General features: G+C 33.2%; 21 protein-coding genes. 17 read left to right on the forward strand and 4 right to left on the reverse strand.

Features of this window, described 5'->3' with window-relative positions:
* Window positions 1–5 precede the first annotated feature (5 nt).
* From hemA to ACFS3A_RS19325, 11 genes are all read left to right on the forward strand, one after another.
* The gene (gene hemA, locus ACFS3A_RS19275) at window positions 6–1256 is read left to right on the forward strand and encodes a glutamyl-tRNA reductase (protein WP_379827191.1); all 1251 of its coding nucleotides are present in this window, start codon (window positions 6–8) and stop codon (window positions 1254–1256) included.
* A gap of 103 nt (window positions 1257–1359) precedes the next feature.
* A complete protein-coding gene (gene hemC, locus ACFS3A_RS19280) occupies window positions 1360–2283 on the forward strand; it encodes a hydroxymethylbilane synthase (RefSeq protein ID WP_379827192.1) in 924 nt (307 codons plus the stop codon).
* Window positions 2283–2948 (forward strand): uroporphyrinogen-III synthase, encoded by a 666-nt coding sequence (locus ACFS3A_RS19285; protein WP_379827193.1) that lies wholly within the window; start codon window positions 2283–2285, stop codon window positions 2946–2948. The genes hemC and ACFS3A_RS19285 overlap by 1 nt, the downstream gene beginning before the upstream one ends.
* 106 nt (window positions 2949–3054) lie before the next feature.
* The gene (hemE, locus tag ACFS3A_RS19290) at window positions 3055–4080 is read left to right on the forward strand and encodes a uroporphyrinogen decarboxylase (protein WP_109191131.1); all 1026 of its coding nucleotides are present in this window, start codon (window positions 3055–3057) and stop codon (window positions 4078–4080) included.
* Window positions 4081–4162: 82 nt separating this feature from the next.
* The gene (locus ACFS3A_RS19295) at window positions 4163–4849 is read left to right on the forward strand and encodes a hypothetical protein (RefSeq protein WP_379827195.1); all 687 of its coding nucleotides are present in this window, start codon (window positions 4163–4165) and stop codon (window positions 4847–4849) included.
* Window positions 4850–4855: 6 nt separating this feature from the next.
* Window positions 4856–5233: a hypothetical protein gene (locus tag ACFS3A_RS19300; RefSeq protein WP_379827196.1), complete on the forward strand. Its 378-nt coding sequence runs from the start codon at window positions 4856–4858 to the stop codon at window positions 5231–5233.
* Window positions 5234–5235: 2 nt separating this feature from the next.
* Window positions 5236–5799 carry a GNAT family N-acetyltransferase gene (locus ACFS3A_RS19305; RefSeq protein ID WP_379827197.1) on the forward strand — a complete coding sequence of 188 codons (564 nt, stop codon included), beginning with the start codon at window positions 5236–5238 and terminating at the stop codon, window positions 5797–5799.
* On the forward strand, window positions 5796–7661 hold the full coding sequence (locus ACFS3A_RS19310; protein ID WP_379827198.1) for a hypothetical protein: 1866 nt from the start codon (window positions 5796–5798) through the stop codon (window positions 7659–7661). The genes ACFS3A_RS19305 and ACFS3A_RS19310 overlap by 4 nt, the downstream gene beginning before the upstream one ends.
* A 12-nt stretch (window positions 7662–7673) precedes the next feature.
* Complete coding sequence (gene hemF / locus ACFS3A_RS19315) at window positions 7674–8576, forward strand: oxygen-dependent coproporphyrinogen oxidase (RefSeq protein WP_379827199.1); 903 nt, start codon at window positions 7674–7676, stop codon at window positions 8574–8576.
* Between the two features lie 157 nt (window positions 8577–8733).
* Entirely contained in the window at window positions 8734–9672 is a 939-nt protein-coding gene (locus tag ACFS3A_RS19320; protein WP_379827200.1) for a DUF4421 family protein, read from the forward strand.
* 87 nt (window positions 9673–9759) lie between these two features.
* A complete protein-coding gene (locus ACFS3A_RS19325) occupies window positions 9760–10647 on the forward strand; it encodes a fructose bisphosphate aldolase (RefSeq protein ID WP_379827331.1) in 888 nt (295 codons plus the stop codon).
* 259 nt (window positions 10648–10906) lie between these two features.
* Here ACFS3A_RS19325 and ACFS3A_RS19330 read toward each other — a convergent pair whose 3' ends face one another.
* Together ACFS3A_RS19330 and ACFS3A_RS19335 are read right to left on the reverse strand one after the other, a co-directional pair.
* Complete coding sequence (locus tag ACFS3A_RS19330; protein WP_379827201.1) at window positions 10907–12703, reverse strand: hypothetical protein; 1797 nt, start codon at window positions 12701–12703, stop codon at window positions 10907–10909.
* A 3-nt stretch (window positions 12704–12706) separates the two neighbouring features.
* A complete protein-coding gene (locus ACFS3A_RS19335; RefSeq protein WP_379827202.1) occupies window positions 12707–13339 on the reverse strand; it encodes a hypothetical protein in 633 nt (210 codons plus the stop codon).
* A gap of 241 nt (window positions 13340–13580) precedes the next feature.
* Between ACFS3A_RS19335 and hemB the strand changes: the two genes are divergently transcribed.
* Together hemB and ACFS3A_RS19345 are read left to right on the forward strand one after the other, a co-directional pair.
* A complete protein-coding gene (gene hemB / locus ACFS3A_RS19340) occupies window positions 13581–14573 on the forward strand; it encodes a porphobilinogen synthase (RefSeq protein WP_379827203.1) in 993 nt (330 codons plus the stop codon).
* 1 nt (window position 14574) lies between these two features.
* A complete protein-coding gene (locus ACFS3A_RS19345) occupies window positions 14575–14973 on the forward strand; it encodes a c-type cytochrome (protein WP_379827204.1) in 399 nt (132 codons plus the stop codon).
* A gap of 261 nt (window positions 14974–15234) precedes the next feature.
* On the opposite strand, the gene ACFS3A_RS19350 is transcribed toward ACFS3A_RS19345, so the two are convergent.
* Window positions 15235–17295 (reverse strand): M13 family metallopeptidase, encoded by a 2061-nt coding sequence (locus ACFS3A_RS19350; RefSeq protein ID WP_379827205.1) that lies wholly within the window; start codon window positions 17293–17295, stop codon window positions 15235–15237.
* Between the two features lie 178 nt (window positions 17296–17473).
* Complete coding sequence (locus ACFS3A_RS19355) at window positions 17474–19531, reverse strand: M13 family metallopeptidase (RefSeq protein WP_379827206.1); 2058 nt, start codon at window positions 19529–19531, stop codon at window positions 17474–17476.
* A gap of 180 nt (window positions 19532–19711) precedes the next feature.
* Between ACFS3A_RS19355 and ACFS3A_RS19360 the strand changes: the two genes are divergently transcribed.
* From ACFS3A_RS19360 to ACFS3A_RS19375, 4 genes are all read left to right on the forward strand, one after another.
* The gene (locus ACFS3A_RS19360) at window positions 19712–20377 is read left to right on the forward strand and encodes an SCO family protein (RefSeq protein ID WP_379827207.1); all 666 of its coding nucleotides are present in this window, start codon (window positions 19712–19714) and stop codon (window positions 20375–20377) included.
* A 104-nt stretch (window positions 20378–20481) separates the two neighbouring features.
* Window positions 20482–20721 carry a FeoA family protein gene (locus tag ACFS3A_RS19365; RefSeq protein ID WP_341694300.1) on the forward strand — a complete coding sequence of 80 codons (240 nt, stop codon included), beginning with the start codon at window positions 20482–20484 and terminating at the stop codon, window positions 20719–20721.
* Window positions 20721–22820: a ferrous iron transport protein B gene (gene feoB, locus ACFS3A_RS19370; RefSeq protein ID WP_379827208.1), complete on the forward strand. Its 2100-nt coding sequence runs from the start codon at window positions 20721–20723 to the stop codon at window positions 22818–22820. The genes ACFS3A_RS19365 and feoB overlap by 1 nt, the downstream gene beginning before the upstream one ends.
* A gap of 516 nt (window positions 22821–23336) precedes the next feature.
* The gene (locus ACFS3A_RS19375; RefSeq protein ID WP_379827209.1) at window positions 23337–24227 is read left to right on the forward strand and encodes a DUF4349 domain-containing protein; all 891 of its coding nucleotides are present in this window, start codon (window positions 23337–23339) and stop codon (window positions 24225–24227) included.
* The last annotated feature ends 355 nt before the right edge of the window (window positions 24228–24582 follow it).

Below are 24582 nucleotides of genomic sequence, written 5' to 3' on the forward strand. Positions count from 1 at the left end.
AATTTATGGAAAACAATAACGTACCGAAACACCTTTATTTTTATTCAGTTGGTCTGAGTTACAAAAAAGCTGATGCTGAGGTTAGAGGTCAATTTAGTTTGGATGCCGTTGCCAAAACGCGATTGCTGGAACAAGCTAAAAACGATGGAATAGAAAGTTTACTAGTTACTTCAACTTGCAACAGAACCGAAATCTATGGTTTTGCTGAACATCCTTTTCAATTAATAAAATTGATCTGCGATAATAGTAACGGATCTGTAGACGCTTTTCAAAAAGTAGGTTTCGTTTACAAAAATCAAGAAGCTATTAATCATATGTTTCGAGTAGGAACTGGTTTAGATAGTCAGATCTTAGGCGATTTTGAAATTATCTCACAAATCAAAACTTCTTTTATTCATTCAAAATCAATGAATTTAGCCAATACTTTTATGGAAAGATTGGTAAATGCAGTGATTCAGGCGAGTAAAAGAATTAAAAACGAGACAGAAATCAGTTCTGGTGCTACTTCGGTTTCTTTTGCATCGGTACAATATATTTTAAAGAATGTTGAGGACATCAGCAACAAAAATATTTTACTTTTCGGAACTGGTAAAATCGGAAGAAATACCTGTGAGAATTTAGTAAAGCATACTAAAAACGAACATATCACTTTAATCAACCGTACTAAAGATAAAGCAGAGAAATTAGCAGGAAAATTAAATCTGATTGTTAAAGACTACTCTGAATTACATTTAGAACTTCAAAAAGCCGATGTTGTCGTTGTTGCAACGGGCGCACAAAACCCAACGGTTGACAAAGCAATTTTGAATCTTAAAAAGCCTTTATTGATTCTTGATCTATCCATCCCTAAAAACGTTAATGAAAATGTTGAGGAATTAGAAGGTGTAACTTTAATTCACATGGATTATTTGTCTCAACTGACAGATGAAACTCTGGAAAACAGAAAATTGCACATTCCGGCTGCTGAAGCCATTATCGAAGAAATCAAAGAAGAATTTGTTACCTGGATGAAAGGCAGAAAATTTGCGCCTACTATCAATGCTTTAAAAGACAAACTAAACGCTATTAAAGTTTCTGAATTGGATTTTCAAAGTAAAAAAATTGCTGATTTTAATGAAGAACAAGCTGAAATCATCAGTAACCGAATCATTCAGAAAATCACTACTCATTTTGCCAATCATTTAAAAGACGACGATACCATGGTTGATGAAAGCATCGAATGGATTGAAAAAGTCTTCAAAATAAAAGCATCTTAAATAAAATTTAAACCATATAAGTTATATAAGTTCATTTAAAAACTGTGTTTTACTCAAACCGCTTAAATTACTTATATAACTTATATGGTTCAAAAAACAAAACATGGCTGAAAAAACAATCAGAATTGGAACGCGTGACAGCGAATTAGCACTTTGGCAAGCACATACTGTCGAGAAAAAACTAAACGATTTAGGTTATAAAACTTCAATTGTTGCCGTTAAATCTCAAGGTGATATTATTCTGGACAAACCTCTTTATGAGTTAGGTATTACAGGAATTTTTACCAAAACGCTGGACATTGCTATGATCAATGGCGATATTGATATTGCAGTGCATTCGATGAAAGATGTTCCAACAGCTTTACCTAAAGGAATTGTTCAGGCTGCTGTTTTACCGAGAGCTAATGTTTTGGATATTCTAGTTCATAAAGGAAATCCTGATTTTACAAATCCGAGTACCATTGCAACGGGAAGTTTACGCCGTCAGGCACAATGGTTTAATAAATACCCAAATCATACTGTAGTTGATTTACGCGGAAATGTAAATACGCGCATGCAAAAACTTCAGGATAATAATTGGGACGGAGCTGTTTTTGCGGCTGCAGGTTTAGAACGAATCAACTTAAAACCTGAAAATTATATCAATTTAGATTGGATGATTCCTGCGCCGGCACAAGGAGCAATGCTTGTTGTGGCGATGGAAAATGATAATTATACATTGGATGCGCTTTCACAATTGAATGATATTGAAACCGAAATCTGTACGTATATTGAACGTCAGTTTTTGAGAACGCTTGAAGGCGGTTGTACTGCACCAATCGGAGCTTTAGTTACTTATAACGAAGACGAAGACACTTTGCATTTTCAAGGTGTTTTACTTTCTATTGATGGAAAACAAAAATTAGAAATCAATAAAACGGTTGATATTTCAGAATGGAAAAAACTAGGTTTTCATTCTGCGCAAGAGATTTTGAATAATGGCGGAACAGAATTAATGCAGAAAATTAAAGAATCTCTGAAGAAATAATGGCAAACCAAGTTCAAATAGTATCTACTAAAATATTATCTCCTCTTCACAAACAAGAGTTAATGAAATATGGCGTTGAATTAATCGAAGCTGATTTCATTAAAACTGAAAACAAACCTTTCGAATTAAAAGACCTCAACGAAAGTTTGATTTTTACAAGTCAGAATGCCGTTCGTAGTGTTTTATCAGATCCAAAATCAGAAGAACTAAAAAAGAAAAATGTGTACTGTGTTGGACTTAAAACCAAAAGTCTTTTAGAAGAAAATGGTTTTAATGTTATTGCTTACACCGGTTATGCTTCAGATTTAGCTGAAATTATCACTTTGATTTATGGAAATGAAAGTTATACTTTTTTCAGTGGAAATCTTAGAAGAGATACTTTGCCGGAAGCTTTAAAAGAAAACGGAATTAAATTCAATGAAATTCAGGTTTACGAAACTACTCTGCAACCACAGAAAATAAAAGCAAATCCAGAGGCGATTTTGTTTTTTAGTCCGTCCGGAGTTAAAAGTTACCTGAAACATAATACCATCAATAAACAAATCTGTTTCTGCATTGGTGATACCACTGCAGAAGCTTTATCAAAAATTACAAAGAACATCATCGTCGCAGATCAACCCACAATTGAAGACGTGATCGAAGATGTAATTCACGAATACAAATAATGTTTACGACGTCCTGCAAGGTTTTCAAAACTTTGTAGGTCTAAATATAAATCAACAAACAATACCTAGAAGGTTTTGAAAACCTTGCAGGAAAAACAAATAAGAGATGTTAAAAAACGACCTATTTTTAAAAGCATTAAAAGGAGAAACAGTTCAGCGTCCACCGGTATGGATGATGCGTCAGGCAGGAAGATATTTACCGGAATTTAGAGAACTTCGTGACAAATATGATTTTTTCACACGTTGCGAAACTCCGGAATTAGCTGCTGAAATTACGGTTCAGCCAATTCGTCGAATCGCTCCGGATGCTGCAATTTTATTTTCAGATATTTTGGTTGTGCCTCGCGCAATGGGAATTCACGTAGAATTGAAAGATAATTTAGGCCCGATTATTCCAAATCCGATTCGTTCTTTGGCAGATGTTCATAAAGTTTATGTTCCGGATGTAAATGAAACTTTAGGTTACGTTTTTGATGCAGTGAAATTGACTAAAGAAATGCTGAACGACGAAGTGCCATTAATTGGTTTCGCAGGTTCTCCTTGGACCATTTTCTGTTATGCAGTTGAAGGAAAAGGTTCTAAAAGTTTTGACACTGCAAAAGGATTCTGTTTTTCAAATCCTGCTGCAGCACATACATTATTGCAAAAAATCACAGACACTACTATTTTATATTTAAAAGAAAAAGTAAAATCGGGAGTAAATGCCGTACAGATTTTTGATTCTTGGGGAGGAATGCTTTCTCCTGTTGATTATCAGGAATTTTCATGGAAGTACATCAATCAGATTGTGGATGCTTTAGCAGATATTACTCCGGTTATTGTTTTCGGAAAAGGTTGCTGGTTTGCTCTTGGTGAAATGGGAAAAAGTAAAGCTTCTGCATTAGGAGTTGACTGGACTTGCTCGGCTAGAAATGCGCGTTATTTGTCAGGTGGAAATATTACTCTACAAGGAAATTTTGATCCGTCAAGATTGCTTTCTCCAATTCCGACTATAAAGAAAATGGTTCACGAAATGATCGACGAGTTCGGAAAAGACAAATATATCGTAAATTTAGGTCACGGAATTTTACCAAATATCCCTGTTGATCACGCAAAAGCGTTTATTGACGCTGTGAAGGAATACGGGAATTAGTATTTAGTTTCCAGTCGCGGTCGCAGTATTCAGTTTTATTCTGAGGCTGGAAACTGCGACTGAAAACTTTAAACTCAAAAATATGCTGGCAAATCTAAACCTCAACAGAAACTCACCCTTTTCATTTATTGAATATGGATTTCAGGCTTATTACGCCTATGTGTTTCTAATGGTTTGGCTTCATCCGGAATTACATCCTGTAAGTCTTATAAACGATCTGGCCATTTTAATGGCTTTTGAATTTATTATGGTCCATTCGGGAGTCTTTATGGCAGTTATGCCCAGAAAATGGTCTCTTTTCGTATTTTTTCCGCTGTATGGTTTGTTTGCTTATTCTTTTAATGAATCGGTCGTTAACACCAATATTTTATATATTTATCTGTTGACCGTTTTAAATAGAATGCGTTTTGCCTTTTCAAATGTAGCTCCGGAAGTCAGAATGTATCAAATGGGAAAATCTGCAGTTAAAGCAATTTTCTACTTTTTCTTAATTCTGGCGGTTTGTATTGGAAATACTATAATTCCTCCGTTTGGACTGACGCAAGAGTTTTTAGAAAAATCCCATTATTTTCAAACGGTTAAATCCAGCGGGTTATTTATAGAAAAACCGTATGTTCCAATCTGCATGGGTTTTATATATTATTCAGTACCCGTTTTGTATTTTGTTTATCGTGTAATCAAAAACTTTGGAAAAAGAAGCGAAACTTCTTTTACACAAAAGCCTATAATTACATTTCAAAAAACAACTATAAGCAACAAAAAATTCTAAAACATTATGCTTAATAAAGGTTTACGAGACGAAGAAAAAATAAGAATTGATAATGTTCTGAAAACATTGCGAACTCTTGTTTATGTACCTTATCCTTTAAGTCAATTACAGAAATCAGATATTGAAAACCAGCTAAAAGAGTTTGGTCTTACCATAACTACTTTAATTGAGTATTCTAACGAAGAATTAATCACGTTGCTAACTCGTCTTCATTTTGACTGGGAACAATTAGAACAATTCGGCGATTTATTGATCGAATTTTCAAAAGAAGAAAACTATCATTTTGAAGAGAAAGCCTTGGCTGTTTATCAATATATCCAAACAGAAAGCAAGGTTTTTTCTTTTGGAATCAATACTAAAATCTCTTCCTTAAAAAGTAAATAGCAATGAATTTTACAGATTGGAAAACAGACCGAATTGAAAATATTCTTCCTGAAGAGTTTTATAAACTAATTGATAAAAATAGAAATCATATCGGAAAAACTTTTCCTGTAACACTTGCTAATTCTGATTCACAAGAAAATGCCGAAAATTTTATAGCCGTTAGTAAAGACAAAGAAAGAAACAGCGAAGGATATTATTTTTACGCAAGAGAAAGCACAACGAATAATCTAATTGGTTATTTATGTGTAAAAACAATAGATTATCGCATTTCTAAATGTGAGCTAGGTTATTTTATTGATGAAGATTACCAAGGAAAAGGAATCACATCCAAAATGGTTTCTGATGCACTTGAGTTTTGTTTTAACGAATTGTTGATGAATAAAGTTTTCATTTGTACCTCAGAAGTCAATTTAGCAAGTCAGAGAATTGCATTAAAACACCATTTTAAACAAGAAGGAATTTTAAGAGACGAATTTAGAAATGGTGATGGCGAATTGCAAAACTCCGTTTATTTCGGACTTCTTAAATCAGAATATAATAAATATTCCAAATCAAAAAACCAATGAGAAAACTATTCTTATTCTTATGTCTATTTTTAAGTTTTAAAAATTATGCTCAAGATTCTCTAAAGAAAGATAGTATTTCTATAGCAAGTTATATCAATAGCCAGAATGTTTTAAAGAAAAACCCAAAAATATTGGTAATTGAAGACAAAAAATGGGTTGATTTAATCCAAAGCTATTCAAATTCAAAAGAAAAATTTAAAACGGACAGAATTTATGAAAATTTGAAAAAAAAATCTATTGGTGAACGATTTAACTATGATGATAATACATCTATAAAAGAAATTATTTCTATCATAAATACAGGTAATAATGATTCAATTAATCGTTTATTTAAAGATATTGTTTTTAATGATCGTTATGCTGGAACTACTGATCCAAATAGAAGAAAAACAATCGATCCAGAATTAAGATCCTTATTTTTTAAATGTTTGAAAAATCCACAACTGGAAAGCCAAACTGCAAAAATGCTATCTATTTTGCAAATTGAAGATTATGAAAAACCAATAAAAGAGTTATTGTTATCTGGTCAATCTGACGATGAAATTAAATTATTTTGTGCACTTCATTATGCTGATTTTGGAGATGTTATCGATTACTTTTTTAATTCATTAATTAATAATAAAAAATATACGTCAGAGGATATTTTTAGGAAACATAATTTGATTTATTCATTAAATTCCAATTATTTTAATAATACAAAAATCGATTCTGCAACTAGAAAAAAAATAATAACTTACAGTGTTGAACTGCTCAAAAAGTTTCCGCTTGATTCTGTCTTTATACAACGTCATCGTGAATCATCAAATTGGATTCCTGCAAGTCCTGGTAATTATTGGGATCAATTTGATGTGATTTCTTTTTTATTCTCAACTGGCGATGAGGCAGTAATTCCAGTTATCGAAAATTTAAAAACACTAGGATTTAAGGATAATCTAACTTTTAAGTTTTTAAAATGGAAACTGGGAGTTGATACTACAAAAGAAAATTTTAACGCTCTCTTAAATAATTGTCGATTCTATAACTTTACTGTAAATGAATTGTTTCTGAAGGGTTTACTGACAATGAAAAATGAACAGCTTTTTGTAGATGTTTTATCTAAAATTGAAAAACCTCTTCCCAAAATGAACTCATCAAATGAATGGTCAGATTGTTTACCATACGGTTTTCCGGAAATTTTTAATTTATTAGAGAAAAAAGAATTTGATCAAATTATAAATAAAGCGATTAAAAAAGATTCTAACAAACAGGAACTTACAAAAAATTTCAATAAATTCAGGAATCGAAATATTATTTATGCATTGAATAATAGTGAACATTGGTGGAAAAACTTGCCATACAGTTGGATACATCCATATAATTATGAAAATTCTGATACGCTTCGAATTCCTAAAAGACTTTTAGATTTAAGTAATTCATTAAAAGAAGAATTAAATGCTAAAGGATATAAAGTGTTTAGTGATTTATCCCCTTTTGACTTTATATCAGATGACTTAAATACTTCGAGAGACAAATTAAATGCATTTAAAGCGCAATCTAATAAAGAATTAAATAATTTAAACTTTTTTATTGACAGTAAATATTTCGTTAAGAAGCAATATAAAAGTACACTTGAAGAAGATAAATACGAATATCGTTGTTTTATCTTTTTTAATGACATTGTTTATTCTGTCACAATAAATAATGAGACCGACGATACAAAACTAATATTTAATGAAATTTCAGAAGTTTTATTAAAAAGCGTAAAAAGTCCAAATAGATTTATAGAAATTAATCCTTTAAATCAGCAAAATTTAGGTTACTATATTTTTGGTAATCCAAAAACAGCAAAAAGTATATTAACTAAATATAATTTTACAAACTAGAGTACAATCAACATGAAAGATAAATTTTACGCATACATACAACAATTACAAGACCAAATCTGTGCAGGATTAGAAGCAGTTGACGGGACGACAAAATTCCGTGAAGATTTATGGAAACGTCCAGAAGGCGGTGGCGGAAGAACACGTGTTATTGAAAACGGAAATGTTTTTGAAAAAGGCGGTGTAAACATTTCTGCCGTTCACGGAAAACTGCCGGATACCATGCAAAAAATGTTTGGTGTTGGCGAAGCCGATTTCTTTGCCTGCGGATTAAGTTTGGTTATTCATCCAAAAAATCCAATGGTTCCTACAGTTCACGCGAATTGGCGTTATTTTGAAATGTATGACGAAACTGGAAAAGTAATCAATCAATGGTTTGGTGGCGGACAGGATTTAACGCCTTATTATTTGTTTGAAGAAGATGCTAAACACTTTCATCAAACCTGTAAAACGGCTTGCGACAAACATAATCCGGAGTTTTATCCAAAATATAAAAAACAATGCGATTCATATTTCTGGAACGCACACCGAAACGAAGCGCGTGGACTTGGCGGTTTGTTCTTTGATTATTGCAAAGCAAATGAAGAAATGTCAATGGAGAACTGGTATGATTTTGTAACCGAAGTAGGTAACAGTTTCCTTGAAGCTTACGTTCCGATTGTGGAAAGAAGAAAAAATTTAGAATATTCTTCAGAACAAAGAACTTGGCAAGAAATCCGTCGTGGCCGTTATGTTGAATTTAATCTGGTTCATGATAAAGGAACTTTATTCGGTTTAAAAACCAACGGAAGAATCGAGAGTATTTTAATGAGTTTGCCTCCACATGTGCAATGGGTGTATGACCATCATCCTGAAGCAGGAAGTGAGGAAGAAAAATTGATTAATGTATTAGCGAATCCGATTGATTGGGTTTAATTTTATTCCACTAAAAAATTTATTTAACACATAGAAACATAGATTTATTGACCTATCTTAGAGGTGTTTTTTAGAAAATTGCATTTTATCACATAACACAATGTGATTTATTTTGAATGAAATGTCTTTTTTAAAACAATCCAAAAACTATGTTTCTATGTGTTTAAAAATCATTTACACGACATTCTTTACCAGCATTTTTGGATGTTTCGCCCAAAGCGATTCCCTGCGAAATCCTTATTTTAAATCTTACAACGATAAAATTACAGCAAGCGTTTATTATTTAGATACTTCCAATAGTTTTCAGATTGCTTCAGATAATCCGGAAACCAAAATGTATGTCAACCTTATTCCCAATCGACGAGAGCAGATTGGTTTTAACTTAAACTACAAAATCATTGATGTCGGTTTTGGCTTTGCGCCTAAATTTCTGAGTCAGAACAAAGGCGATTCACATTCCAAACATTTTAATTTCAATACCCGTTTTTATTTAAAAAAATGGATGCAGTCCTTTACCTATATCAACCAAAAAGGGTTTTATATTAAAGATGACTACATTACAGCGCAATTGCCTAGTATGAGGACTATGAAAATTGGCGGATCGACAGCTTATGTTTTCAATGATAAATTTTCGTTTAAAACCTTGGTAAGTCAAAACGAATGGCAGACCAAAAGTTCCGGAAGTTTCATTCCTACTTTCTCTTTTTATTACACGAATTTAGATTTAAATACGCCCGATTCATCGCCAGGAGATATTTATGTTTTTACGCTCGCTCCTTCCTACTTCTACAATTTTGTGATTAGCGATCGGGTTTTAATTGGCGCCGGACTCGCTTTAGGCGCTGGGCTGAATTTGATTGATAAAGATAGCTCAGCTTTATATCAAGCCGATTTCAATTTAAAATTAGCCTACAATAAAGACCGTTTCTTTGCTTTTGCAACTCTAAACACAATCAGCTTTGCTCAGGACGATAAAATTGATCCGAGATTAAATGATAATATTGTGACCTTAAAACTTTCTGCAGGTTATCGATTTGATCCTCCTAAAAAAGTAAAAGAGGTTTATGATAAAGTGAATCAGAAAATTGGCCTTTAAAAAACCTACTTATTCATAATCAATAAGTTGTGAAAATTGCTTAAATTACATGGATTTACAAAACTTAAATTCATTATTATGGCAAATGTGAACCAGGAACAATTAAATCGGATGCATTTTGGAAAAGGATTTATCGCTGCATTAGATCAAAGCGGCGGAAGCACCCCAAAAGCATTATCGCAATATGGCGTTCAAGAAAACAGCTATTCTAACGACGAAGAAATGTACACTCTTGTACATGAAATGAGAACCAGAATTATTAAAAGTCCCGCTTTTGACAGTGATTATATTCTAGGTGCTATTTTGTTTGAAAACACCATGGATCGTAAAATTGATGGTCTATGGACTGCCGATTATTTATGGGAAAAGAAAAATATTGTTCCTTTCCTGAAAGTAGACAAAGGACTAGCTGATCTCGCCAGCGGTGTTCAATTGATGAAACCCATTCCGAATCTGGATGAATTGCTGACCAGAGCTGTAGAACGAAATGTTTTTGGAACCAAAATGCGTTCTGTAATCAAAGAAGCAAATCCCGACGGAATTCGTGATATAGTAGAACAGCAATTCAGAGTTGGTTTGCAAATTTTCAAAAAAGGATTAATTCCTATTATCGAACCTGAAGTTGACATTTACAGTCCTGACAAAGAAAAATCAGAACAGATTTTAAAAGATGAAATCCTAAAACAATTGAATTCTCTAGACAAAGAAGTAAGAGTAATGCTGAAATTATCTATCCCAACAGTAAATAATTTCTACAGCGAATTGATAACAGATCCGCATGTGGTTCGTGTTGTGGCATTATCGGGTGGTTATTCGCGAGAAGAAGCCAATACAAAACTGGCTCAAAACCATGGCTTAATTGCCAGTTTCTCCAGAGCATTGTCCGAAGGTCTCAGCGCAGGTCAATCTGATGCTGATTTTAATGCTGTTCTTGGTGATACCATAAAAACCATTTACAACGCTTCCATTACTTAAAAGCTATTCTTAATCTGTGGGCATAATTATTTCAACACATAGAAACATAGTTTATTAAAGATGTAAAAAAGGCGCTTCACTTGCATTAATACACATAGTTTAGCTATGTGTGGAAACTAGTTTCTTCTACTCTCTTTTTTCAATATAAAAATCTATGTTTCTATGTGTTAAAATATTCTCCTTTTAGTTTCATCCAACAGATTCTCTTACAAACAAAAATCCCCGAAATCTAATGTTTCGGGGATTTTTGTTTTGAACTTTATTTTGAAGCCATCATATCATTGGCCAAATCTAATGTCTGCAAAATGATATTTTTATCGGTTTGTAAAGAATTCAATTTAAACACAAACTTGAATTTATTATCAATCAGCTTTTTAGGCGATTCCATGGTAAAATCTGAAAACTGAGATGCGAATCTATTCATTTTATTTAATTCATCATCTTTAGCGTTTTGTCCAAAAGCTTTAATTGTCTGTGAAATATTTAGTTTTCCGAAAATAGCATTCTTGCTTAAATCTTTCTTTGTTTCTTTTACAAAAGAACTATTTCCTTTGCTAAAATAATCCAATGTATTACTTACCGCAACAACGTCTTTATCTTTTAGAATGTAAATATCGCCATATTCTTTAGTCCCTAAAATCTGGTAATAATTTCCGTTTTGAATCAGCATTTTTTTGCGAACGCCTAATTGCAATAATTTATCTCCAAAAGTCGGATGTGTTGATGTAAAAACTACCGAAAATAGCGGAATTGTTTTCTTAACTTTCTCTTCCGTAATTTTTTCCTCGTAATTTTCATCATAACCGTATTTTTTGGTCATTACCTCAACTTCCTTCACATCATATAAAAAAGCACTTAAATCACCATCAAAAAGCTTCGCTGTGGCTTCTTCATCAACTATGGTAGAAATTAAATCTGTTATAACTAAAATATCTTCCTTAGCAAACTTTGGATTCTGAAACATATCGGTCATTAAAGACGGAAACTTTTCAAGTGCCGCTCTAGTGTTAATATGATAAGACATATATCCCAATGGTTTCTCCGAAGGGAAATAATTAAAGATGTTTTTGTTGATTTTTCGATCTCCAATTTTGCTTACTGCCTCAGCAATTTCTGTAGAATATTCTACAATTTCTTCGATTCTCGCATTGTCATTATCAAAATAGAAATCAAGGTTTATTCCTTTTACAAAATTCCCGAAATTCTTTTGCATTGGAAGATATTTATCATAACCTCCAAAAAGTCTCATCGGATAACTATACGCCGAATATAAAGTCGAAATCATGCCGCCGTAATCTACCCAAGAAGAAATATCAGCTCCAATAGTAATCTTAGAAGAAGTTGGCGCCGTAAAACCATTTTCGAACAGACGTTTTATAATTTCACTTTGGTTTTCTGCCAATTTTCGATCAAATTCTGCTTGTTCTGCTGAGTATGCTTCATAAGGATTTTCGTCATATTGGTCATCTTCCAAAATAATATCTGAAGCTTTTGGTTCGACATCAGCTACAGCCGGCGCTGCAATAGTATCGTTTTCATAATAATCTATTGTCGCAGCAGAATCGACTGCTCTCATAGCAGCCTCTTCATTATAAAATTTCGTCGGAAGTCTTTTGGTTAATTCAAATATCACTAAATAATCATCATTCCACACCAATGACTTTTTAGCTCCTTTTGATGTAAAAACAGCATATTTCCCAAAATCCTGAATAGCATTGTTCTCGGCTTTTAAATTCTCAACTAAATACTGCTTTACAGCTTCTTTGTTTTTTATCGGAATCGTAACTTGATAATAGGGAACGCTGTCTAGAAAACTTCCATGGATGGTAATCTTCTGATCCAATTTGATGATTGAAGTATATTTTCGAAGATCAAAATCAGGTTTTTTACTAGTGAATTTTGTAATAATGGGATGATTCAGCACTTGATTAACATCTACTTTTTTCGAAAGCTGATTTCCGTTAAACTGTACAAAATAATCGTATTTATCTAAACTGGCTTGGCCAAAAGTCAGCACCGAGGCGAATAATAAAAATAAGGAATAAAACTGCTTCATAAATTAAGGCGTTAATTGAATTGTATTGTTCATTAGGGTCGATTTCTTAAAAACACTATACATGCTTTGTTTTAAAAAAACCGTTTTTTTGTTTTTCGAAATTTTACTGTTTGCATTATCAGCAGTTAAAATATCACGATCAAAAGTGTAAATAGATGTAATAGAGGCTTCTTCAAGATCTTTCTTTTTCTTCGGATCGTTGACTACTTTTTCTGGAACTGGATAGGATGCAATTCTTTCAAAAGTTTTACCGCTTCCGCTAAAGTGAATCTGTTCACGCTGATTGTTTATCGTATTGACAACAGCATTTAATGCTTTCAAATTGGCATAATTGAGTTTGATAATGAAAACATAATTGCTAAAATCGGTTTTGGTCGTCACATTGGAAATACCGTCAATCTTCAATGCTTTTACTTTAAAATCATCTAACTTTTGGGTAATTTCTTGTTCATTCGGAATTTTGACGCCATCAACTTCTTCTAAAAAAATAGCCGATTTGGTTTTAAACCAAGATTTTGAAAAGTCGATCATCAAAGTATATTCGCCACTTTGATCGTCGTGATGTTTGATTCTTTCTGTAATCTCAAAACAACTGGTTAAGAGCAGACAGCAAAATAAAGCGAGAATTTTCTTCATCTTACAAATTTAGACGGAATTTTTAAGAAATCATACTTTCGCTAAGAACAATAAAAAAGACCAAACTTTTAGATAATATTAACGGATTCTAAGGCTAGCTAAACACCTTATTCTGTTGATTTTTATTTAACTTTGCGCCACTTAAAAGTAGAGCAAACTTTAAAAAAACAAAAAACACAACTTCATTTTTAGAAACAAAGATTAATCAATCTGAAATCTAAAATCTAAAATCTAAAATTATATGTTCCCATTACAACGAGGCAGACGATTAAGAGTAAATGAATCAATTCGTTCTTTAGTACGTGAAACCAGTTTAAGTCCGTCGGATTTTATGTTTCCAATGTTTATTGCTGAAGGCGAAAATGTAAAAGTAGAAATTCCATCAATGCCGGGAATTTTTAGAAGATCTATAGATTTAACAGTTAAAGAAGTAAAAGAACTTTATGATTTAGGAATTCGCGCGGTTAACATTTATGTAAAAGTGAGCGAAAACCTAAAAGACAATACTGGAAAAGAAGCTTGGAATCCAAACGGATTAATGCAACAAGCTATTCGTGCCATAAAAGCCGCTTGTCCAGAAATGATCGTTATGCCAGATGTGGCTTTAGACCCATATTCTATTTACGGTCATGACGGAATTATAACAAATGGCGATGTAGAAAATGACAGCACAGTCGATGCTTTAGTAAAAATGGCCGTTTCTCACGCAGAAGCTGGTGCCGATTTTGTTGCGCCAAGTGATATGATGGACGGACGCGTTTTACGACTTCGCGAAGGTTTGGATGCTGCAGGATTTCAGAATGTTGGAATTATGAGTTATTCTGCTAAATATGCCTCAGCTTTTTATGGTCCTTTTAGAGACGCATTGGATTCTGCTCCTGTTGACACAACAGATATTCCAAAAGATAAAAAAACCTATCAAATGGATTATGCAAACCGAATTGAAGCAATCAAAGAAGCTTTGTCTGATGTAGAAGAAGGGGCAGATATGGTTATGGTAAAACCAGGAATTGCTTATTTGGATATTGTTCGAGAGATAAAAAACACCGTACACGTTCCTGTAACCGTTTATCAGGTTTCTGGAGAATATGCTATGATTAAAGCGGCATCTGAAAGAGGCTGGTTGGATCACGACAAAATTATGATGGAACAATTAATGTGTATTAAACGTGCTGGTGCCAACCTTATTTCGACTTATTTTGCTAAAGAAGCAGCAATACTTTTAAATAAATAAAATGAAAAAGGTTTTGTTTTTATCTGTCGTTTTAGCTTTTGCATCTTGTAAAAAAGAAGGTTCTGAAAGTAAAGACCAAACAACAGAAGCACATTCTGAAGACGAATCGGCGAAAGCCAAAACACCAGAAGCTTTAGGAAAAGAAATTTTTGAAGGAAGAGGAAATTGTACCGCATGTCATCAGCCGGATCAAAAAGTAATTGGGCCAAGCATTAAAGAAATCGCTAAGATTTACAAAGACAAAAAAGGCGATATGACGACTTTCTTAAAAGGAAATGGAGAACCAATTGTTGATCCAAGTCAGTTTTCGGTAATGCAGACCAATTTTGCCATTACAAAAGAAATGTCTGATGAAGAATTAAAAGCAATTGAAGCTTACATCTACAGTCATTTAAAATAATTATATGTTCCGTAGGAACATCTCATCGGTAGAAAAATTATTTCACGTTCCGTAGGAACGTTTGATTGGCATCATTTTTTAACAATCCAAAATATAAAACGTTCCTACGGAACGTGAAAAAACGGGGTGGATAATATTGTTTTTCTACCGATGAGACATTCCTACGGAATGATAACAGATATGAAGTTTTGGACACAATAATATAGCAGAAGGGCTGTCCCGAAAAATCAGGACAGCCCTTTTTATATCATTAGAATACGATTACCAGATTTTAACTCGTTTTTCCGGTTCTAAATACATTGGATCTCCTTTTTTGATTCCAAAAGCATCATAAAAAGAGTCTAAGTTTTTAATTGGCACAACCGCTCTGTACATTCCTGGAGAGTGTGGATCTGTTTTCACCTGACTTTTAATGGCTTCGTCACGAGATTTTGTTCTCCAAACCGTAGCCCAGGAAATAAAGAAACGCTGCTCCGGAGTAAATCCGTCGATTAAACCAGGATTTCCGTGTTTTTTCAAGTACAATTGCAAACCATCGTAAGCGGCATTTGTCCCTCCTAAATCTCCGATATTTTCACCTAAGGTAAACTTACCGTCTACAAAAATCCCGGGAAGAGGCTCCAATGCACTGTATTGCGCTGCAAGATCACCACCAAGAGCTGTAAATTGTTTTAAATCATCAGCTGTCCACCAGTCGACTAAATTTCCATCTGCATTGTAACGCGCTCCTGAATCGTCAAAACCATGAGAGATTTCGTGACCAATTACAGCTCCGATTCCACCATAATTTACCGCTTCATCAGCCTGATAATTGTAGAACGGCGGTTGTAAAATTGCAGCTGGGAATACAATTTCGTTGTACGAAGGATTAAAATATGCATTTACAGTTTGCGGCGACATTCCCCACTCTGTTTTATCAACCGGTTTTCCTAGTTTCGCTAAGTTTTCAGAATAAGCCCATTTTGATAAATTTTTCATATTATCAAAATAAGTACCGCCTTCGTTTACATTTTTAAGTTCTAATTTGGAATAATCTTTCCATTTATCAGGATATCCAATCTTAACGGTTAATTTGTTTAATTTTTCAATCGCTTTTACTTTAGTCTCTTTTGACATCCATGGTAAAGCATTAATTCTGTTTTCATAAGCCAGCATTACATTGGCAATCATATCTTTGGCTTTGGCTTTGGCTTCAGCCGGAAATAATTTTTCAACATACAATTTTCCTAAAGCTTCTCCGGTTGCTCCATTGATTACCTGCAAAGCTACTTCTTCACGTGGACGTTGTTTTAAAGCTCCGGTTAATGTTTTTCCATAGAAATCAAAATTGGCATTTTCTATTTCAGTCGTTAAAGTTGAAGCCGATTTATTCAATAAAGACCATTTTAAATACTCTTTCCAGGCTTCTACTTTCTTTTCTGTAAAAGTTTTTTCTAGAGCAATCATGTAACGAGGCTGTGCCACATTTACGGTGTCTAATTTTGCCATTCCGATTCCTGTGAAATATTTTTCCCATTGAATAGATGGCGTATTCTTTTTCAAATCAGCAACAGCGGTTGGATTGTATTGTTTTCTTCTGTCTCTTCTCTCTACGCGATCTAATCTTGGTGCAGACATTTCAACTTCTAAAGCCAGAATTTGTTTGGCGCTTTCCTTTGCTTTTGCTGGAGATTCTCCAATGTATTGCAACATTCTTGCAACGTGAACTTCGTATTTTTCACGTTTTTCTTTAGAATCTTTATCATCAGAATTGTAATAATCTTTATCCGACAATCCTAAAGTACCAGGACTTAAAGTCACCGAATTTTTATTACTGTTTTTCGCATCGGCTCCCACATAAACTCCAAAGAAACCTGATCCGCCTGCAAGCTGCATTTCAGTAATATAGTTTTGAAGGTCCGCAACATTTTTAATGGCATCAATTTTTTTCAAATAAGGCTGAAGCGGTGTGGTTCCTCTTTTGTTTCTTCCAACAGTATCCAAAATAGTATTGAACAAAGCAATTGCTTTACCCTGATCCGTATTGGATTTATACTTTGGATCTTTTGACGCTGCTTTTAAAATAGCAAGTGCATCATTATCTGTTTTTTGACGCAGTTCGTTAAAACTCCCCCAAGAATTACGGTCACTTGGAATCTCTGTTTGATCCAACCAGGTACCGTTTACATAACGGAAAAAATCCTGACTTGCACTAACTTTAGGATCCATGTAGGAAACATTTATTCCAGGTTCCGTTGGCTTTGTATTTTGCGCTTGTACTGCTGTTACTGAAAACATTGCAGAAACCACACAAAACATCGGTTTAGAAAGCTTTTTAATCATTTTTGTTTAGTGTTTTAGTATATTAACAAACATATTGCTATTATTTTTAATTCTGTGTTAAAATTTCCGAATATATCATTGTAAGAAATATATTTCTTTATTTGAATAAAAGACTATCAACAGGTCCAAAAAAAATCGGCGCTTAATTAGCGCCGATTTTACTATTTTATTTATTTCATTACCAGATTTTAACTCGTTTTTCTGGTTCAACATACATTTTGTCGCCTTTCTTAATATCAAAAGCTTTGTAAAAAGCATCAACATTTTGAATTGGCACATACGCTCTGTACATTCCTGGAGAGTGCGGATCTGTTTTTACTTGGTTTTTGATCGCCTCGTCTCTAGATTTTGTTCTCCAAACGGTAGCCCAAGAAATGAAGAAACGTTGCTCAGGTGTAAATCCGTCAATTAAACCCGGATTCCCATTTTCTTTTAAATACAATTGTAAACCGTCAAAAGCAGCATTAATTCCGCCTAAATCTCCAATGTTTTCTCCTAAAGTAAAGTGACCATCAACGTGAACTCCCGGTAATGGTTCAAGAGCACTGTATTGATTTGCCAAATCAGTTCCTAAAGCTGTAAATTGTTTTAAGTCGTTTTCTGTCCACCAGTCAACCAAATTTCCTTCAGCATTGTAACGAGCACCTGAATCATCAAATCCGTGAGAAATCTCATGTCCAATTACAGCACCAATTCCACCATAATTAACTGCTTCGTCAGCTTGGTAATTATAAAAAGGCGGTTGTAAAATTGCAGCTGGGAATACAATTTCGTTATAAGATGGATTGTAATATGCGTTTACCGTTTGTGGAGACATTCCCCATTCTGTTTTATCAACCGGTTTTTTCAACTTGTCGATACTTTCCTGAAATCCCCATTTTGATAAGTTTCTCATATTATCAAAATAAGTTCCGCCTTCAGCAACACTTTTCATTGTTAAAGCAGAATAATCTTTCCATTTATCAGGATATCCAATTTTGATTGTAATTTTATTTAATTTTTCAATCGCTTTTACTTTTGTTTCAGGAGACATCCAAGTCAAAGAATTGATTCTGTTTTTGTAAGCTAAAATTACATTCTGAATCATTTTTTGTGCTTTGTCTTTTGCTTCAGCCGGGAATAATTTTTCTACATATAATTTCCCAAGAGCTTCCCCAACAGTTCCATTAACTATATCCAGCGCTCTTTCTTCAGCAGGAAGCTGTTTAATTGCACCTCTTAATGTTTTACTGTAAAAATCAAAACGTGCATCATTAATCGCTGTTGATAATTGCCCGGAAGCTCCGTTTAATAAATCCCATTTTAGATATTCTTTCCATGCTCCTACTTTGTTTTCTTTGAAAACAGTTTGTAGCGCCGTCATATATTTAGGCTCAGAAACAATTACAGTTTCTAATTTTGTAATTCCTAAACCGGCAAAATATTCATTCCATTTAATAGCCGGAGTCAATTTTTGAATCTCAGCCACTGTCATTGGATTGTATTGTAAACGGCTGTCTCTTCTTTCTACTCTGTTTAATCTTGGTTGAGACAATTCTGTTTCTAAAGCCAGGATTTCTGCAGCACTTTGTTTTGCTTTTTCAGGAGATTCTCCGATAAACTGAAGCATTCTTGCTATATGCTGTTCATACTTTGCACGTTTTTCTTTAGAATCTTTATCATCAGAAGTATAATAATCTTTGTCCGGAAGTCCAAGTCCGCTTGGTGCAAGATTTACAGAATTTTTAGAACTGTCTTTATCATCAGCGCCAATATAAATTCCGAAGAAACCAGAACCTCCTTCTTTTTCCATTTCTATTAAATATCTCTGAACATCAGCAACATTTTTAATAGCATCGATTTTTTTCAGATAGGGTTTTAGTGGTTCAATTCCTCTTTTATCCCTTCCTATTGTATCCAAATAAGTGTTGAATAAATTAACTGCTTTCCCCTGATCGGTATTCGATTTGTACTTCGGATTTTTTGCGGCATCTTTTAAAACTGTCATAACGTCTTTATCAGTTCGTTTAATCAGTTCATTAAAACTTCCCCAAGTTGTACGATCGCTCGGAATTTCTGTTTTTTCCAGCCAGGTACCGTTTACATATTTGAAAAAATCCTGACTTGGACTGATTTTCGTATCCATATAAGATACATTAATACCTGGTTCCTTTGGAGCATTTTGAGCCTGAGCTGCCGTTAATGAAAACATTGCAGATATGACACCAAACACAGGTTTAGCAAATTGTTTTTTCATAAAAAATTATAGTTTAAGGGAAAACACAAACATATTGTTATTATTTTAAAAATTGTGTTAAAATTCCAATTGTTGTATTAGTATACAAATTGATAGTAAAAGTTACAAAAGCCTGTTAAAAAAATAATGGAGTAAAGTTTTTAAAATCTGCTTTTTGTATTTTTGCGCCAAATTATTTTTATGAAATCGCTTTTATACAAATACCGCAAATTCTTTATTGTTTTAATAGTATTTTCGGTGGTCACGATATCTTTGTTTTATTCTGCCTTAAAGCCTAAAAAGACACTTCCAATATACAATCCTGCCGATGTAAACCCTGAATTAGTCGACAGTACGGTTCAATACAAAAGCAAATATCACACGATTGCCGATTTTTCATTTGTAAATCAGAACGGTGATACGATTACACAGAAAAACTACGAAGGGAAAATTTATGTTGCCGATTTCTTCTTTACAACTTGTGGTTCTATTTGTCCAAAAATGACAACCAATCTGGAAGAAGTTCAAAAAGCGGTTATAAATAATCCGAAAGTAATGCTGCTTTCTCATACCGTTTTCCCTGAAGTTGACAGTATTCCGGTTTTAAAAGCCTATGCCATCAAACACGGAGTAGTAGACAGCAAGTGGAATTTGGTTACCGGCGATAAAAAAGAAATTTACACTATGGCTAGAAAATCCTATCTGGCTGTGAAATTAGGAAGACCAGATCAGCTTTATGATATGGTTCATACCGAGAATTTTGTTTTAGTAGATCAAAAAAGAAGAGTTCGCGGATTTTATGACGGAACAAATAAAGAAGACATAAAACGACTTTTAGAAGACATCGATTTCCTCTCAAAAGAGTAAAAATCCCTTATTTTTAGAAACATTTAGCATTTGTCGAAGGGTTAAATGCCTTGCCTTAAAGAATAATTGCCTACTTTTGCAATCTAAATTCAATCTAAATAAGCTTGCAAAATACAATCCACACTCTGAAAAAAGGCGAGAAAGCCATTATCAAAGATTTTGATATCGATCTTATTCCACTTAAATTATTAGAAATGGGTTGTCTGCCGGGCAGCTTAGTTGAATTACTACAGATTGCTCCTTTTGGAGATCCATTATATTTGGATATTAACGGTTCGCATGTGGCGATTCGCGTTGAAACGGCTCGTGAAATTGAAGTTGAACTTATCCAAAACAATTTATAATGAGCGTTCAGAATATCAATGTTGCCCTTATCGGGAATCCAAATACCGGAAAAACTTCTGTTTTCAATCAGCTTACAGGTTTAAATCAACAAGTGGGAAATTATCCCGGAATTACAGTTGAGAAAAAAATGGGGTTCTGTAAGCTGCCTCATAACATAAAAGCCAATATTCTGGATTTACCAGGAACGTATAGTTTGAATGCCAGTTCGATGGACGAAAGTGTTGTTATTGAACTTTTATTAAACAAAAACGACAAACTATATCCGGACGTTGCCGTTGTAGTGACTGATGTTGAGAATTTAAAAAGAAACTTACTGATTTATACTCAAATCAAAGACCTTGAAATTCCTACTATATTAGTCATTAATATGTCTGATCGTATGGAAAGAAAAGGTATTACTTTGGATATTCCCTATTTAGAAGAAAAACTAAAAACCAAAATTGCTTTAGTAAGTTCCAGAAAAGGTTTAGGAATTGAGGAATTAAAGGAACTAATTGTTTCTTATAAAACCATTCCAAACGAACCTTGTCTAAATGCTTCTGTAATTGATCCGGAGTATTTTGAAAAACTGCAACATGCTTTTCCAAATCAATTGATGTATAAGTTGTGGCTGGTAATTACGCAGGATGTGAACTTTTCAAATTTAGACCGAAATGAAGTCCGCAATACTTTTACCAAATCACATTCAGAGTTAAAACGTTTACAGCAAAAAGAAACCATCAAAAGATATCAATTTATAAATGATGTCCTAAAGGAGGGTTTAAAAGTAGATACTTCGAATGCAACAGATATTCGTGCCAAATTAGATCGCGTTTTGACCCATAAAGTTTTTGGTTACATAATTTTCTTTGCGATTTTATTCTTGATTTTTCAATCCATTTTCAGCTGGTCAACCATTCCGATGGATTTTATTGACAGCACTTTTGCTTCGTTAAGCAGCTGGGTGGCCGCAGAACTGCCAAGCGGTATTTTAACCGATTTACTTTCGCAGGGAATTATTCCGGGAATTGGTGGAGTTATTATTTTTATTCCTCAGATCGCTTTCTTGTTTTTATTCATTTCCATTTTGGAAGAAAGCGGTTATATGAGCCGTGTGGTCTTTTTAATGGATAAAATCATGCGCCGATTTGGACTTTCAGGAAAAAGTGTTGTGCCTTTAATTTCTGGAACAGCATGTGCAATTCCGGCAATCATGGCAACCCGAAATATTGAAAACTGGAAAGAACGCCTTATTACGATCTTAGTAACGCCATTCACGACTTGTTCTGCAAGATTACCGGTTTATGCCATTATTATTTCACTGGTCATTCCGAGTAAACGTGTTTTTGGAGTTTTAAATCTTCAGGGGCTAACCTTAATGTCTTTATATGTTTTAGGATTCTTCGCTGCAATATTATCAGCTTACATTTTGAACAAAGTAATGAAACTTGAATCTAAAACCTATTTCGTAGTAGAGATGCCAAGTTATAAAATGCCACTTTTGAAAAATGTTGGAATTAATGTGGTAGAGAAAACAAAAGCATTTATTGTTGGTGCCGGTAAAATTATCTTAGCAATATCTGTTATTTTGTGGTTCTTGGCTTCTTATGGACCTGGAAAAGAATTTAATGATGCTGAGAATATTGTAAAAGAACGATTTGCAAACACAACTTTGGATGAAACGCAATTTGAAAACGAAGTGAATTCTCAAAAATTAGAAAACTCTTATATCGGATTAATGGGCAGAGCTATCGAACCAGTAATTCAGCCTTTGGGTTATGACTGGAAAATCGGAATTGCTTTGATTAGTTCGTTTGCTGCACGTGAGGTTTTCGTTGGGACATTGGCAACTATTTATAGCGTTGGTGATACTGACAACGAATCGACTATAAAAAGTAAAATGCAGGCAGAAATTCATCCGGATACTGGAAAAAAAGTATTTGATTTCCCAACTGGAATTTCGTTGCTGCTCTTTTATGCTTTTGCGATGCAGTGTGCCAGTACATTGGCGATTACGAAAAAAGAAACCAATTCTTGGAAATGGCCGGCAATGCAATTGGGCTTAATGAGTGCGCTGGCTTATTTTACCGCATTAATTGCGTATCAACTTTTAAAATAAAAAATTATGATCCAGCAGATTATAGCTTTTGCCATATTAGGATTTGCAGTTGCTTTTCTGATCAAAAAATACTTTTTTAAATCAAAAAAGAAAAAAGACTGCGGCAATGGAACTGATTGTGGATGTAGTTAAAATGTTATTCCACAGAAATTCGCAAAATTTAATAAAGCTTCACAGAGATTTTTAATTCTTTGTGAAGCTTTTTGATTTTTTGATGTCTCTTTACAGAAGAAAAAAGTCTTTTATTGTTGTTTTGAAAACTTTTTAAAGCTATTTATTAAATCTAATTGTACTTGTTTTGAAAAATTTAAAACCTTCAAAATATGTCAGAACAAGATAAAATAGAAATAATTAGAGACAACAGAGTTGCTCGGTTATTGTGGTTTACAATTGGTTTTCTGTGTGCGTTAATAATTACACATCTCATAATCAAAAATCATTAATTTTAAAAAAACATTTGATAATGAAAACCTAAAGCTTTTTTTAGTAAAAAAGTCAATCTAAAATTAAACTAAAATGGGAAAAAACTTTAAAACAAGATTTTGGATATTAAGTAAATGGTCTGTAAGCATTTTCATTTTGTTATTTGCATTTAGACTTTTATATGGTTATGTTGCTTCAGATTCTACTTCCCGAAATGATTACAGTGATAACTTTTTTTCAAGTATAGACAATTTGAGAAAAAATTATGCCTCTGAAAAAATTGCTATGAAAGCTGATGTTAAAACAGCTTCTCCATCAAACAATTTGGCGTCAAATCAAAAATTTGAAAAGACAGCTTCAATAAAAACAAAAACATCTGAATTTGATAAAGATCAAAATCTTATTAAAGCAAAAACAAAATCTTATAATGCCATCATTCAATATGAACAAAGTTTAGGGCAAAAAGGCAATAGACAGATTCATCTACTTATTGGAATAAATCCTTCAAAGTTTGACAATTTTTATCTTGACCTTCAAAGAATTGGCAAGCTCAAAGATATTGAAATTACAAAAGTTGACAAAACAAATGAGTATCGTCAACTGAATGCTAAAAAGATTTCTATAGAAAAAATACTTCAGTCATTAATCGAATTAAAATCTAAAGGAGGAAAAATTTCAGATTATATTTCCCTAAATGACAAAATTTTAGAAGTTGAAGAACAATTACAAGGACTTGGAGTTGAACTTGGAAATTTTAATACCGAAAATGAATTTTGTACTGTTCGTTTTTCAATGTATGAAGGTGCCGCAGAAAAAAGCATCAGTTTTATTCATAGAGCGAAAGTGGCTCTTGAGTGGACAATAAAGCAATTTGCATTACTGGTAATTACTGTTTTCTTCCTTTCGCTGACAATTTTTATTTTATTAATAACAGTTGATAAACTGAAAATTATAAGTGCTTTAAACAAAAAAATCAACGAATAATAATACTAGCTAAAATTTGTTTTTCGTTTTCATAATTAAACTAAAAATAATTCTACAAAGGATTTTTGCCTTTGTGACTTACTATTTTGACAAGAAACAAAATGTCTTATTATAATGGTTATAAGACTTTTACATCCTAACATTAACTAAAACAAAAATTACTTTTGCAAAAGTAAATATATCAAAAATGACAAAATTTGAAAAAAACGAAATGATTAGGAAAAAAAGTGTTTCCAGATTACTCTGGTTTTCCTTTGGATTTTTATGCGCTTTTGTAATAATGTGCTTTTTAAAATCCAGATTATAAATGAATGTAAAACTTTTACGATTTATAACTTAACTTTAAATCCAAAAC

The sequence above is a fragment of the Flavobacterium notoginsengisoli genome (assembly GCF_042686225.1).
In the GTDB taxonomy this organism is placed as follows: domain Bacteria; phylum Bacteroidota; class Bacteroidia; order Flavobacteriales; family Flavobacteriaceae; genus Flavobacterium; species Flavobacterium notoginsengisoli.